The sequence below is a fragment of the Pseudoalteromonas sp. Isolate6 genome, assembly GCF_022398435.1.
GTDB classification, from domain to species: domain Bacteria; phylum Pseudomonadota; class Gammaproteobacteria; order Enterobacterales; family Alteromonadaceae; genus Pseudoalteromonas; species Pseudoalteromonas galatheae.
The window spans coordinates 1-12793 of record NZ_JAKEVK010000016.1 but is presented as its reverse complement, the minus strand read 5'-3'; the positions used below and the strand labels follow the sequence as shown (position 1 = coordinate 12793).

The window sequence follows — 12793 nt, the reverse complement described above, 5'->3', positions numbered from 1 at the left end:
CTAATATGGCTGAAAGGAAATCGGATATTGTCATTGTAGGTGCAGGCATTGCAGGATGCATTGCTGCACTTGCTTTGCACCCTCACTACCAGGTGATAGTAGTCGATAAGCTCGCCGCAGCCAAAGACAAAGTAGGCGAGTGTTTACCGCCAGCGGCGTCTAGAATTCTCAAAAAGCTTAACTTGTTGCACTTACTACAAAGCCCGGAGCATCTCACTTGTCACGGTATGATTTCGTTTTGGGGTAGTGAATCGCCTACTATAGTGGATAACGTTAAAAACCCCGATGGTTTGGGGTGGCACATTCATCGGCAGCATTTTGAACAGCAGCTTCGTGATCAATTAGTGCTTCGTGGTATCCCTTTGTTATCTTCTACAAAGCTCACTGATGTGGTGCAAACACAATCAAGTTGGCAAGTTAGGGTTGAAGGCCGCGACACTGACATGTCTATCACGACAACACTGCTTATTGATGCCACCGGTCGCGCCTGTCATCTGGCGAGGCGACTCGGTGCAAAACTACAACAGTTTGATAAGCAAATGGCACTGTGGCTTACCGCAGAGGTTGCCACGACGAAACAGTTTGCGGTGATAAGCGATGAAGAAAATGGCTGGTGGTATAGTGCGCCGAGCGCGGCATGCTCTTCACTCGATCCTAATATGCAGCCTCGGGTGTTTTCTTGGCAGGCTTGCGCTGATGCGATCAAAAAGTACAACATCACCAACGCTCGAGATTTTTTAGCCAAAGTAAAGCAGGTGAGGGGATTTAACACCTTAGTGGACTTGGTGAATATAGAAACAGCACACCTGCACCCAATGGTAAGTGCAAATTCGGCCCGTTTGGATAGTTGCGCAGCAAAAGGCTGGTATGCGGTGGGTGATGCGAGCATGAGCTTCGATCCGCTCTCTTCGCAAGGTATGTTGCATGCCATGACCAGCAGCATGCAACTTGCGGATATGCTGCTGTTGCACGGTACGGATTACAAACATGGCGCAAAATTATATCAGTCGCAAATGGATAGAGTGTGGATGCGCTACCTTGAGCATCGGCAGCACTTTTATGAGGGATCAAAGTTGATCAGTTAACACGTATTATTACTATGTTTTGGTGCTAAAAAAGTAGCAGGTAATAATAATTGAGCTACTGTTTAAATACGTGTTAATAAGCCTCGCAAGGCTTAGGGAAGCAAAATGTCTATCCAGCAAAACAACATAGAAGAAACCTTGTTTTTCAGCCAGTTACTAAAGCAAACCTCAGCAATAGAATTATTAAAACAAGTACTTATGCATTCTCACCATGCGGTGGTTGTCACCGATGCAGATAGGAAAAATGGCTACCGCATCGTCTACGCTAATAAAAATTTTTGCAAACATACCGGTTATGATCTCGCGGAACTTATAGGTAGTTCTCCTGCGATTTTACAAGGTCCTAAAAGCAATAAAAACGTCATTGCTAAATTAAGTGATGCCCTTGAACGCGACGGCTTTTTCTACGGCTCCTCAATCAACTATCGTAAAGATGGCAGTATGTATCCGGTAGAGTGGAATATATCGGCTATTCGAAATGAGCAAGGGGAGGTGACACATTATATTTCCATGCAAAAAGACTTAACTAATCTGCGCCGACTCGCTGAGCAAATCCAAGAGTCAACGGAGGTTTTTAAGAAGTTTTACTTTAAAATCTCGCATAATCAGGAATTTGTAGGACCGGAGGCCCGCCGTCAAAGAGACAAAAGAAAAGCATCGTCAGAAGCAATAGAATTGTTCGATGAAACCCTCGAAGAGCTTAAGAAAAATGAAAAAATACTTAATGGCAATTTGCGCTCAGAAGAAGCGAATGACTTATTTGATGATGCTTTTTTTGATATGGGTCCAGACGACCTCGGAGCGTTTTCAAGTAAATTGCAAAAAGAGCCTGAATCCGCAAGCGAGTTTTGGCTTGAGTGTCCAATAGAGCTCGATGATGTAGCTTGTCTACTCGAAGCGATGGATGAAGTGGATGCTGAAGTTGGGCTTGTCCAAGCAAATGGCTATTCGCAGCAACGTATTGAACTTATCGTTAAATTGTATAAAGAACTGGCCAATAGCTTATATTTTTGTGTTGAGTTTAACGATGGCGCGTTATTAATTGATGAGGTTGCAGAATGTTTAACGGCACATTTGCATGATAAAGATATTCCTGTCGAAATGCTGGTAATGTTTAATAAAGATTTGTTTGTTTGGATTAAAGAAGTGTTTGAATCGAAAGAATGCGACAACATCTATAGTGGTGAAACCAATACCATTGCCGCTGGTCGTCAGTTGATTGCGATGCTTAAAATGTCTCAATAAATGTCGCCTAGAGGTGGCAGTGAACACTCACGTACTTACTGCCATCAGTGGAAGCTGAATATGAGCAATTGCACCTTGCGCATCTTTACGATTGGTTAAGCTCAGTTTTCCGTTATGTTGTTCAACAATGTTTTTAGCTAAGATGAGCCCAATCCCTTTACCCGCTGCTTTAGTGGTGTAAAAAGGTACAAATAGGTTGTCAGCGTTTTTTATTCCATGCCCTTCGTCGAGTACTTCAATACCTGCGAATTTATGATTGTGATACGCTTTGACGTAAACAGCATTGTTCTCCCCCCCAGCTTCTAAGGCATTTTTAATCAGGTTTACAAGCGCTTGCTCAAGTAAGCTTTGATCAATTTGCAGCGTAAAGTCCTGTTCAATGGTTAATCTCACGCGATTGTCGAAAAGCCCTACTAGCGGCGTTAGTAAGTCATTTATGGATATCGTTTCTATATCAAGTTGATGCTGTTTTGCAACGCTTGCATAGCGATTAACAAATGACATCAGGCCATCGCTGCGCTGCACAATTACGCCAAGCGCCTGTTCAAAATCGGCTTGATTCTCTTGCGTGGTAGGAATTTCTATCAAGGTTTGAGCCAGTGACTTAATTGGCGAGAGGGAATTATGAATTTCGTGGCTGAGCACTCTGATCATTTTTTGCCAAGCGTCGCGCTGAGCTTGACTGACAACTGCTTGCACATCGGTCAGGATCACTAAGTGCGCCTGCATACCTGCAATGGTAAGCTCGCTATAGCGAAGCTGCCACTCATCACTTAAGGTGGAGTGGTTAAAGCGCCAATGTCCACTATGATACTCAAGGCTAAACTTATGCGCTTTTAATAAACGCTGGCTTTGCCATGGTTTCCCTATCCAATTTGAGAAGGCTTCATTGGCATGCACCAATGCAGTATTGTTATCGAAAATTGCGATGGGGCTGGGCAGTTGTTCAATGAGTCTAAATAGTAATATGGCTTGGTGGTCTCGCTCTGATTTGAATGATTGCAGCTGCTGACATAATTGCTGTGTTTCTTGCTGCAAACTGTGAAGAATGCCTGAGCTTTCAGAGGTGTAAAAGCGCTGCCCATACTCTTCGTTTTTGATAGCCTCTATGGTGGTTGATAGGTGATAAAAAGGTTGTATCAGGCGCTGTTTAAAATGATACAACAGCAGTGCGAGCGGACAAAGGACAAGGAAAAAGTAGGTGATAACACTGAGTGTTGAGACCTCAAGGGTGACCATAAAAAAAGCGCTGAGTACGGCGAACAGAAGCCAAATAATCAGGCAAAAAATCTCGATAGTCTGTTCAAAGTTAGGCTTTTTCATAGGCAAGCTCACCGCATTTTGATATCGAATTTATCAAGGCGACGATATAGGGCACTTTTACTGATCCCAAGTAAAACCGCAGCATCTTCCACATTATCATGGCATTGGCACAGCGCCATTTTAATCAACTTTTGCTCGGCTTGATCTAGCGTCATCATTTCAGGCTCGCTCTGCTCTGTGGTTGCTACAGATTTAAAAGAAAGCGCGCTTTGTTCAATTTCAGTGCCATCACACAGCAAAATCGCACGTTCCATCATATGGCTAAGTTCACGGATATTACCTGGGAATGCGTAACTTTGTAGTCTTGTTTGCGCTGCGTGAGACAAGGGTTTTACGTCTAATTCATAGGCCGTTGCGTGCTTTTGAATAAAAAAGTCGGCCAGCGGAATTATCTCAGTGCGACGCAAGCGCAGTGGTGGGATCTCAAACTCCATTGTATTTAGTCTGAAATATAGATCACTACGAAATTGACCTGCTTGTTGTTGCGATTCTAAATCTGCATTAGTTGCACTAATAATTCGACAGCTTGCATGCTGCGTTTTGCTTGAGCCAACGGCTTCATATTCCCCTGTTTCTAATACTCGTAGTAGCTTCGCTTGTTGAGACTCAGTGAGAGTGCCTACCTCATCTAAAAATAAAGTCCCTTGCTCAGCCATTGAGAAACGGCCTTGTCTATCCTGTTTAGCGTCAGTAAACGCACCTTTCACATGGCCAAACATTTCACTTTCAAACAATGACTCTGGAATGGCAGCCATATTGGTGCTCACAAAGTTGCCTTTGATGTTGCTTTGCTGGTGGATATAGTTGGCAATCTGTGATTTTCCTGTCCCATTTTCCCCTCTAAGCAATATATTCGCTTTGGTTTTTGCAATACGGTCAAGTTGGCTTTTTAGTGTTTGCATCGTGGGGCTTAACCAGAGTAACGCTTCAGCTGGCTCTACATTTGACGCTATTTTAGCTATGGTTTGTTGGGAGGAAGCAGGTTGTTGTTTTGCAGCGATTTGCTTTAGCCCTAAATGCTTTTTCACCATCGTTACCACGGCGTGGTTGTCCCAAGGCTTGGCAAAAAAGTCTTTGGCGCCGCACTGCATGGCTTCGACGGCGAGTTCGACGCTAGACCAAGCGGTCATCGCAATAAATGTTGCGCTACTTTGGCTTGCATATTGACTCAAAAAAGAGAGGCCTTCATCGCCGGATGTTGTATCGAATTCATAGTTCATGTCTAGCAGTACAATATCAATGTCGTTCGCATTGAGCTGCTTAGCGGCACAATCAAGACTACTACTTTGGAAAATGGTAAAACCGTGGTTTTTTAGTAAAAACTGTAAGCTAAGGCGGATATCGGCCTTGTCATCAACAATTAAAATTGAACCTTGCATAGTGTGTTGTAGGCAAAGTGAGATTAAACGCCACGCTTTGCCTACGCATTCCTGTTGTTATTATTAACTTATTCGTTTCTTAGCGCTTTAATGGGATCTTGGCTTATCACTCTTTGCACAGGTAAATAGCTTGCGATGAGCGCGATCAGCAGCATGATAGGGATTGTCACGGTTACGGCGAACCAGCTCACGGAAATAGTATCTGTGCTTATCTTTGTCAAAATTCCATACCCGATTGCAATGGCTAATGCACTCACTCCAAGGCCAATCATTACAGGTGTTAGACTTTGCTTGAGCACTTGTGATATCAGTTTGTGTGTATGTGCACCCAATGACATGTGAATACCAAGCTCATAGCGACGCATTTGTACACTGTAGTTGAGCACGCCGTAGATCCCAGCACCAGCTAGGCTTAAGGTAAGGGCTAATAGGGCAACAGTCAACATTGCTTGCAGCCAAGTTTGTCTTAACCTCTGGGTGAGCATGTCATCTACAGGCTCAAAGAAAGCAAAGTTTAGACTCGGATGAATGGCCTTGAGAGCATGAGTTAATTGGACTTTTGACAGTGCAGAATTCCCTTTGATAATAAAAGATGTGCTGCCTTCAGTGACAGGCAAGTAATAGCGCTCTAAGGTATAGCCTCGGTTGCCTGTAGGCACGTAAATATCACTTACAACCCCAACCACTTTTCTTGGCTCTTCTCTGTCTGCATAGAGGGTTTGACCGATTGGATTTTCATCTTTGTACAAACGCTTAGCGAGTGAGGCCGAGAGAATTATTTCATTGTTGTCTGAGCCTGATGCCATGATCGGTGTAAATCGGCTTCCTTGTTCAAGTGGCAGTGAAAGCGCAGTGAAACCGTCCTCGTCGTAAAAGGACAAACTGACGATACCGATCAGCGCAATATTTTGATCATACAAATAGTTTTGCCACCCCATTTGTAGCGGTGAAGTGTAACTTGCTGAGACCGATGCGATGCTTGCTTGATTGGCTAAAAGCTGTTTGATTTGTTTGCCTAGCTCAAAGCTATCTATTTCTGTGGCACTGCCATCAATACGGACATAGTACAAATGCTCAGTATTAAACCCTGTGGGATGAGTCATTTGCGCGTATGCGGGAATTAATTTGTTGGCTGCAAGAAAGAGTAAAATACTGGCAAAGCACACTTGTAATGCCACCAACACTTGACGAGTACGCTTGGAAATTTGCGCGCCAGTGCCTTTACCGCTGCTGTGTAGCGCATCTGTCAGTGCATGATAGTTTACTTGTTTACTGGTAAACCAGGCGATGAGAAGCGATATTATCAGACTCAGTGCACAAGCAACCACGATGGTCGGCCAGTCCAGAGTTAAGCTCTGCATGCGACTAAATAAATAGCTCAAGTCGTTTGCTAACCAAACATTCAACCACTCGGCAAGCAATAATCCGAGTATAGTGGCTGCGCCCACTAACAGCACGCTTTCACAAAACATACTGACAAAAATGTGAGTAGGCTTTGCCCCCAGTGCCGCTTGAATTGCTATGGTGCGCTGTTTTTGCGCAGCTCTTGAGAGAAATAAATTAACCACATTAGTCAGGGCAATGAGCACCAAAACTGCAGCTGAAAATAATAAGGTAATTGCTAGTTCATCACTTCGTGCAACGATTTTGTCGCGCAGTGGTGTAAACTTAGCGCCAATTCGCGTGTCGGGCGCTACGTTCTCACGGGATTGGTAAAGCGTGTTAATTTGCTCGCCCAGCGCATGATTCATCTGCTCTATGTTTACACCCGCTTTAAGCCGAGCGATGCCGTTAAATTCACTACTGATACTATTCCAATGCGATGTAGTGGTGACAGGCTCCGGAAAGCTACTAAAACCGCTAACGGGGAAGCCACCAAAGATTTCAGGCACTTCAAACGCTTCTCCCGTTACTCCGATAATTTGATAGCGCTCACGATTGATGCTCGTGTAGCTACCAACGACATCTGGGTTGGCATTAAAATGCGTTATCCAAGACTGGTAACTCAGTACCAAGACTTTTTGTTCGTCGCTGACACCTTCATCTTTTTTTAGCGCGCGACCAAGGTGCAATGGAGTACCCAACAACTCAAAGAATTCGGGAGTCACTCGAATAATGTCTACCGTGGGCATATCCTTAATGTCCATAAAACGAGATGATACCAAGTGCATCATCGCCATTTTGTCGATAAATTGCTTATCTTGATATAGTCGAAACTGGGTAGAGAGCAGTTGGAATCCATATTGGGTTTCTCCATTAATGGTTTCGCTTTGATCGGTCACCCACAGCTTGTCTGCATCAGGGTAGGGAAGCGGTTGTGTGATCAGTCTATGATTGATATTAATCACCACCGTCAGTGCTGCTAAGGTTAATGCTAGGGTGAAAAGCACGGTAAGACTAAATCCCGGAAGCTTCCTAAGGTTTGACAGTGCGAGCTTAAATTCCTCTTTTATCATCCCACCATCTCCAAATTCATTTCATCTACCATCACCCCATCTAACAAGAATAGTTTACGTTTTGCCATGTCTGCATACCTAGGGTCGTGAGTAACCATACACATGGTTGTGCCTTGGGCGTTTAGGTCGCTCAGCATTTTCATTACGGCATCGCCATTTTTTGAGTCCAAGTTTCCTGTAGGTTCATCAATAAGCAAAATATCTGGCTGATTGGCGAGCGCTCTGGCAATGGCGATACGTTGTTGCTGCCCGCCAGAAAGTTGATTGGGCTTATGCTCTGCTCTATGGGTCATTTGTACTAACTCTAAGCAAGTCATTACCCGTTCTTTTAACGCAGTATTTGAGAGTGCAGTGCTACTGTACTTGATGGGTAAGGCGACATTGTCAAAGACGTTCAACTCATCGATAAGGTTAAATGACTGAAATACAAAACCAATATGTTTATTTCTTAGTGTGGCTCTTTGGTTGACGTCAAGGTTACTGACATCGTTACCCGCAATTGTGTAGGTACCGGTACTTGGGCTGTCTAATAAACCAAGAATGTTTAAAAGTGTTGACTTGCCGCAGCCCGATGGACCTGAAATTGACAGATATTCGCCTTGAGTCACATTCAGATTCACGCCACGCAGTGCCAGTGTTTCCATTCCGCCGAGGACAAACTTTTTAGTGATGTTTTTAAGTTCAATAACATGTTTATTATTCATTGTTCTTCCTTTGGTTTGTTATTTGCTCAAAGTCACTACGGGTGTATTGGCATAAGATGCCATATCCGACAAAATAAACTGCTGATTTGTCGAAGCGCCACTGAGCAGCTGAATGTGCTGTGACGTTTCTGCGCCATAGTGTACTTGAATTGCACGGGCTTGTTGTTTTTCTTTATCAACAAGATATAAGGTTGCTTGACTATAAGGTTTTGCACCGACGGGTTTGTCGATGAACAGTGCGGAACTCAATTTGTCGATAGAGACTTTCCCCTCAATATTTAGTTTGGGACGAGCACTCGCGGGCAGGCTTTTAGGCAGTGTCACCTCAACTTCAATATTGCCATTTTGTACCATTGGATTAATGCGCGACACTTGGCCTTCAATTAAGTCGTTACGAGTATTGATGCTCACCTGCTGAGCCAACTTTATTTGCTGAGCATAGGCTTGTGGGATCTGCAGTTGCGCATATAAATCGGTAGTGCTGCCAACCAACACCAATTGAGTGCCAAGAGACACGCTTTGTCCAAGCTCCACATGAAGTTGCTGCAAGACCCCTTTGATCCCAGCCCGTACCGTGAGCTTATTTACCCTATCTTGTACCAATAAAAATGCTTCATTACTGGCATCAATATTCGACTGCGCAAGCTGTAGATTGGCTTTGTGTAAGGTCTGTAATTGCGCTATTCGCTGCTGCTCTATATTAATGCGGCGTTTCAACTGACGATGGGTAAGTACCGCGCGTTGGTAGTCGAGTTTAGAAACAACTCCATCTTCAACCAATTCTCCTTGAGCGGTAACCTCCAGCTCGGCACTTTCTAACTCAGATCTCAGAATTTCTAAATCCGCTTGATGAGACAGCAATTCTCGTTGTTGATTGATATCGAGCTGTAGATATTGGTCTTGTGATTGCGCCAAACTGCGTTTGGCATCTTTTAGAGATTGGGCCAAATTTGCATCTTGTAACCTCATGATGATGCTGTCGGGGTTAACTTGTGCACCTGGGCGCAGCAAAATTTCTTCAACCGTGGCATCGCTTGCGGCACTTATCAAACGCGGCGTTCTCGATTTAAGCTGACCATATCCAGATACACTGACCTCTAAATCCCCTTGCTGGACCTCCGCAATCCATGTTTTTGCCATAGGCAAAGATGCCTGCGCTGAGGGTTGTATTAGCAGCCATATAATAACTACGGCGAAAACAGTTCCGCCAATAGCCCACAACCAGTTAATCTTGTTGCGCTTTTTATGTTCGACTTGTATATCCATGTTGATATCTCTAGTGGAATGAAGATTGTAATACTCAGTAGATAACAAGTCGCATGCCAAATTTTAATTTATTGAAATTATTGAGTTTTTGCTCTTATCTGTTTGCAGGGAAGGAGTGCTTTTTGCGTTTTCGAAAATAAAAATTGTGGTTTTGGGAAGCACGATTGTATTTGTAAGTGTGCAGAAGAAAATAGGCTCGTCAAAAGAGCCTATGAATTGCAGCGTTATTATTTGTTAAAACACACGTTTTGGGTTGATTGGTACGTCTTGCTGCTTTAGGGTCCATTTCGCTATGTCTATTTTGCGCATAAACTTAACCTTTGGATGCGATTTAGCGTAACGAATAAAGTCGTCAAGTGCTTTTACGCGAGCAGGGCTGCCTGCGAGCCTGTCGTGTGCACTAATAGACATCATCCGGCGCTGGGATTTTCCTTCTTCATAAAGCACATCAAACTCGTCCTTTAACTCTTGTAAATAGGCTTTTGCTGTCATTGCAGAGCTGCCACCGTAGCGCACTATATCGTTGTTTCTAAAGGTGTAGGGGACAACTACGAAAGGCTTGCCATTCACGGGAGTAAACGAAGGCTCATCCCGAGATAAATCATCAATATGGTAGACAAAGCCAAGGGACTGCAAAATAGTTAATGTTTGCTCAGAGTGGCGCATCCAAAATGCATTAAAGCCTTTTGGTCTTTGTCCCGTGATCTTTTCAAGCACGTTTGCACTGTGAATATAAGACGCCCGTTCTTCTTCGGGGGTCATTGAATATTGTGGTGTCCAGCTTTGTCCATGGCCTGAAATTTCATGCCCTTTTTCTGCCACCATTTTGGCAAGTTTAGGGTTAAGCTCAGCAGCTTTTCCTACCATGTGGGACGTCACTTTGATGTTATGCTTGTCCCAAAGCTTGAGCAATCTTGGGATCCCTTCATTCATACCGTACTGATACCAAGTAGGAGCGATGGTGTCGGGGTAGCCCGCTTCTTGCTGAGGAAATGGCCCTGGATCGCTTGGGTCTTGCGCGGTTGCTTCAAACTGCATGGAGATAGAGATCACCAATTGAGCATCATCAGGCCAGTAATGACCAGATTCTACTTCGACGCCGTGGGCTGTGCCTGTAAGCAGGGCGATTGCTGTTAGTAGTGCTCGAACACTTGTGGTCAATGTAGTACACATGGTTATTCTCCAGCGGCTCTTGGGCCGGCATACACAGAAAGTGTTGCCTGCGCTAAGCTATGCTGGTGGATAAAAAATCCAGTAAGTGGTGCCGTTGCACCAGTTGGCACGGGGAGTGTGTCTACATCTAGTGCATGCACGGTAAAGGTGTATTTATGTTTGCGACCAATAGGCGGGCACGGGCCAAAGTACCCAGGCTTTCCTAAATCCGTATTACCTTCAACGGCTTGGCTTGGTAAAGTTTCTGCAAGCCTAGTTGTGTCTTTGGGCAGGTTATAGACTTGCCAGTGCCAAAATCCACTGCCGGTTGGCGCGTCTTGATCGTAAAACGTCACCGCAAAGCTCTTGGTTTGTTTAGGTGCATTTGACCAAACTAAGGTTGGCCGTGTGCTGTTACCCTCGCAGCCAAATTGATCCCAGTATTGAAATGGCCGAATAGATTTTTCGGCAACAAGATCTGGGCTTTCTAATGTAAACTCAGGTGCTGAAATTGCATTGGTTGCACCAAGTAATGCCATGGAGGCTAGGGAAAAATTCAGTAATAATGGCTTCATATTGCACCTTTTGCTCTTAATTGTTGAAAATCTGCATAGTCGGTGTAGCCCTGCTCGCTACCACCAAACAAAGGCGCATCAGGGTTGATTGGACTCAAAGGTAATTGATGAGTCAGACGGTATACGAGATCTGGGTTGGAGATAAATTTGCGACCAAAAGCCACAAAGTCGACTAGGCCTTGTTCAATAAGGGCTTCGGCTTGCTCTGGCTCGTAATTTCCCGCCACAATAATGGCGCCGTGGAATTTTCTTCTTAGTGCTTGCCTAAAGCTCTCCGTCACGACTGGCGCATCATCCCAGTCCGCTTCGGCTAAGTGCACATAGGCAATGCCTAAGCGGTTAAAGTGCTCCGCGGCGAGCAAGATAGTATCAATGGCCTCTTCGTCTTGCATGCCACGTTGAGTAATAAAAGGTGCTAATCGGATCCCTACTTTTTCAGCCCCAATTGCTTGGCTAATCGCGGTGATAACTTCAACCGCAAAGCGAATTCGGTTTTCCTTCGAGCCACCATATTGATCATGACGTAGATTAGAACTGCGGCGTAAAAATTGGTCAATTAAGTAGCCATTACCAGCGTGGATCTCGACGCCATTAAACCCTGCGATCATGGCATTCTCAGCCGCATGGACATAATCTTCGACTATGCTCTGTACTTCTTGGGTTGCCAGTGCGCGTGGTGTTGGGCAATCGACCATTTCACCCACTCCTTTCTCATTGACCACCCACACTTGCGCGTCGGGCGCGAGTGCTGAGGGGGCGACGGGTTGGCCATCTTCATGAAAAGTGGAGTGAGACATACGACCGACATGCCAAAGCTGACAGAAGATACGGCCACCTTTTTGCTGGACTGCATGGGTGATTTCTTTCCATCCAGCAACCTGCGAAGCAGTATAAATTCCGGGAGTAAATGAATATCCTTTGCCCTGACAAGAGATTTGTGTGGCTTCACTAATGATAAGCCCTGCCGAAGCGCGTTGGGCGTAGTACTTTGCCATCAACTGGTTTGGAATATCTCCCGGTTGTGTTGTTCGAGAGCGGGTCATTGGTGCCATCAAAATGCGGTTTGGTAAGATTAAATTACCGAGTTTTTTCTGCGTAAATAATAATGGATCAGACATAGTATTCTCCTAATTATTGGACAAGTGAGTTGATGTGGCGTGGAAATAGCACTTCAATTTTTAGAGATTCAGGTGCAAAGATAAAAACTTGGTGCTCATTGCTAACGGGGACATCTCGTTCCACGTAGCGAACGCCAAAACGCTCTAATCGGGTGATTAACCCAGGGTAATCGTCACCACGAAATGCAATATGATCTATGTTGCTAGTACCCACGCTTGTGTTTTGCACAGAGCCAAGGTATTCAGCCTGTGCTTGGGTATGTGGTGATTGTTCAACCAGATGAATGAAAGGTTGCTGTTGGTCGCCATAGAACCATTTTCCTGGAAATGGAAAAGGTGGACGTAAGCCTTCTTTAAGCCTAAGCACCTGCTCAAAAAAGGTTGCCATCTTTGCCATGTCATGTGCCCTAAACAAAAAGTGATCTAACTGCATGGTGTGTTACCTCCATTGGTGTTAGCGATTTATGCGTTGAGAACAGTCTATTTGTTT

General features: G+C 44.6%; 11 protein-coding genes. 2 read left to right on the top strand and 9 right to left on the bottom strand.

Going from position 1 to position 12793, the window contains the following annotated elements; all coding sequences use genetic code 11:
* Positions 1–5: 5 nt before the first annotated feature.
* Together L1D50_RS03820 and L1D50_RS03815 are read left to right on the top strand one after the other, a co-directional pair.
* Positions 6–1085 (top strand): tryptophan 7-halogenase, encoded by a 1080-nt coding sequence (locus L1D50_RS03820; protein ID WP_128728000.1) that lies wholly within the window; start codon positions 6–8, stop codon positions 1083–1085.
* 105 nt (positions 1086–1190) lie between these two features.
* Positions 1191–2330 carry a PAS domain S-box protein gene (locus tag L1D50_RS03815; RefSeq protein WP_239965561.1) on the top strand — a complete coding sequence of 380 codons (1140 nt, stop codon included), beginning with the start codon at positions 1191–1193 and terminating at the stop codon, positions 2328–2330.
* Between the two features lie 27 nt (positions 2331–2357).
* Here L1D50_RS03815 and L1D50_RS03810 read toward each other — a convergent pair whose 3' ends face one another.
* The 9 genes from L1D50_RS03810 to L1D50_RS03770 all read right to left on the bottom strand — a co-directional run bounded on the left by L1D50_RS03810 (position 2358) and on the right by L1D50_RS03770 (position 12736).
* Entirely contained in the window at positions 2358–3653 is a 1296-nt protein-coding gene (locus tag L1D50_RS03810; protein ID WP_239965560.1) for an ATP-binding protein, read from the bottom strand.
* 8 nt (positions 3654–3661) lie between these two features.
* Positions 3662–5032, bottom strand: a complete 1371-nt coding sequence (locus L1D50_RS03805; protein ID WP_239965559.1) for a sigma-54 dependent transcriptional regulator — start codon at positions 5030–5032, stop codon at positions 3662–3664.
* A gap of 68 nt (positions 5033–5100) precedes the next feature.
* Entirely contained in the window at positions 5101–7488 is a 2388-nt protein-coding gene (locus L1D50_RS03800) for an FtsX-like permease family protein (RefSeq protein ID WP_239965558.1), read from the bottom strand.
* The gene (locus L1D50_RS03795) at positions 7485–8192 is read right to left on the bottom strand and encodes an ABC transporter ATP-binding protein (protein ID WP_239965557.1); all 708 of its coding nucleotides are present in this window, start codon (positions 8190–8192) and stop codon (positions 7485–7487) included. Before L1D50_RS03795 ends, L1D50_RS03800 begins: the two co-directional genes overlap by 4 nt.
* A gap of 18 nt (positions 8193–8210) precedes the next feature.
* Positions 8211–9458, bottom strand: a complete 1248-nt coding sequence (locus L1D50_RS03790; protein ID WP_239965556.1) for an HlyD family efflux transporter periplasmic adaptor subunit — start codon at positions 9456–9458, stop codon at positions 8211–8213.
* 234 nt (positions 9459–9692) lie between these two features.
* Positions 9693–10631 carry a polysaccharide deacetylase family protein gene (locus L1D50_RS03785; RefSeq protein ID WP_239965555.1) on the bottom strand — a complete coding sequence of 313 codons (939 nt, stop codon included), beginning with the start codon at positions 10629–10631 and terminating at the stop codon, positions 9693–9695.
* 2 nt (positions 10632–10633) lie between these two features.
* Positions 10634–11185 carry a YbhB/YbcL family Raf kinase inhibitor-like protein gene (locus tag L1D50_RS03780; RefSeq protein ID WP_239965554.1) on the bottom strand — a complete coding sequence of 184 codons (552 nt, stop codon included), beginning with the start codon at positions 11183–11185 and terminating at the stop codon, positions 10634–10636.
* Positions 11182–12303 carry an alkene reductase gene (locus L1D50_RS03775; protein WP_128727992.1) on the bottom strand — a complete coding sequence of 374 codons (1122 nt, stop codon included), beginning with the start codon at positions 12301–12303 and terminating at the stop codon, positions 11182–11184. Before L1D50_RS03775 ends, L1D50_RS03780 begins: the two co-directional genes overlap by 4 nt.
* A 13-nt stretch (positions 12304–12316) precedes the next feature.
* Positions 12317–12736 (bottom strand): lactoylglutathione lyase, encoded by a 420-nt coding sequence (locus L1D50_RS03770; protein ID WP_239965553.1) that lies wholly within the window; start codon positions 12734–12736, stop codon positions 12317–12319.
* Positions 12737–12793: the final 57 nt, after the last annotated feature.

Excerpts from the sequence above, each read along its gene's own strand:
- L1D50_RS03820 (WP_128728000.1), top strand. The coding sequence starts at position 6 with ATGGCTGAAAGGAAATCGGATATTGTCATTGTAGGTGCAGGCATTGCA.
- L1D50_RS03785 (WP_239965555.1), bottom strand. The coding sequence starts at position 10,631 with ATGTGTACTACATTGACCACAAGTGTTCGAGCACTACTAACAGCAATC.
- L1D50_RS03805 (WP_239965559.1), bottom strand. The coding sequence starts at position 5,032 with ATGCAAGGTTCAATTTTAATTGTTGATGACAAGGCCGATATCCGCCTT.
- L1D50_RS03800 (WP_239965558.1), bottom strand. The coding sequence starts at position 7,488 with ATGATAAAAGAGGAATTTAAGCTCGCACTGTCAAACCTTAGGAAGCTT.
- L1D50_RS03810 (WP_239965560.1), bottom strand. The coding sequence starts at position 3,653 with ATGAAAAAGCCTAACTTTGAACAGACTATCGAGATTTTTTGCCTGATT.
- L1D50_RS03790 (WP_239965556.1), bottom strand. The coding sequence starts at position 9,458 with ATGGATATACAAGTCGAACATAAAAAGCGCAACAAGATTAACTGGTTG.
- L1D50_RS03770 (WP_239965553.1), bottom strand. The coding sequence starts at position 12,736 with ATGCAGTTAGATCACTTTTTGTTTAGGGCACATGACATGGCAAAGATG.
- L1D50_RS03815 (WP_239965561.1), top strand. The coding sequence starts at position 1,191 with ATGTCTATCCAGCAAAACAACATAGAAGAAACCTTGTTTTTCAGCCAG.
- L1D50_RS03795 (WP_239965557.1), bottom strand. The coding sequence starts at position 8,192 with ATGAATAATAAACATGTTATTGAACTTAAAAACATCACTAAAAAGTTT.
- L1D50_RS03775 (WP_128727992.1), bottom strand. The coding sequence starts at position 12,303 with ATGTCTGATCCATTATTATTTACGCAGAAAAAACTCGGTAATTTAATC.
- L1D50_RS03780 (WP_239965554.1), bottom strand. The coding sequence starts at position 11,185 with ATGAAGCCATTATTACTGAATTTTTCCCTAGCCTCCATGGCATTACTT.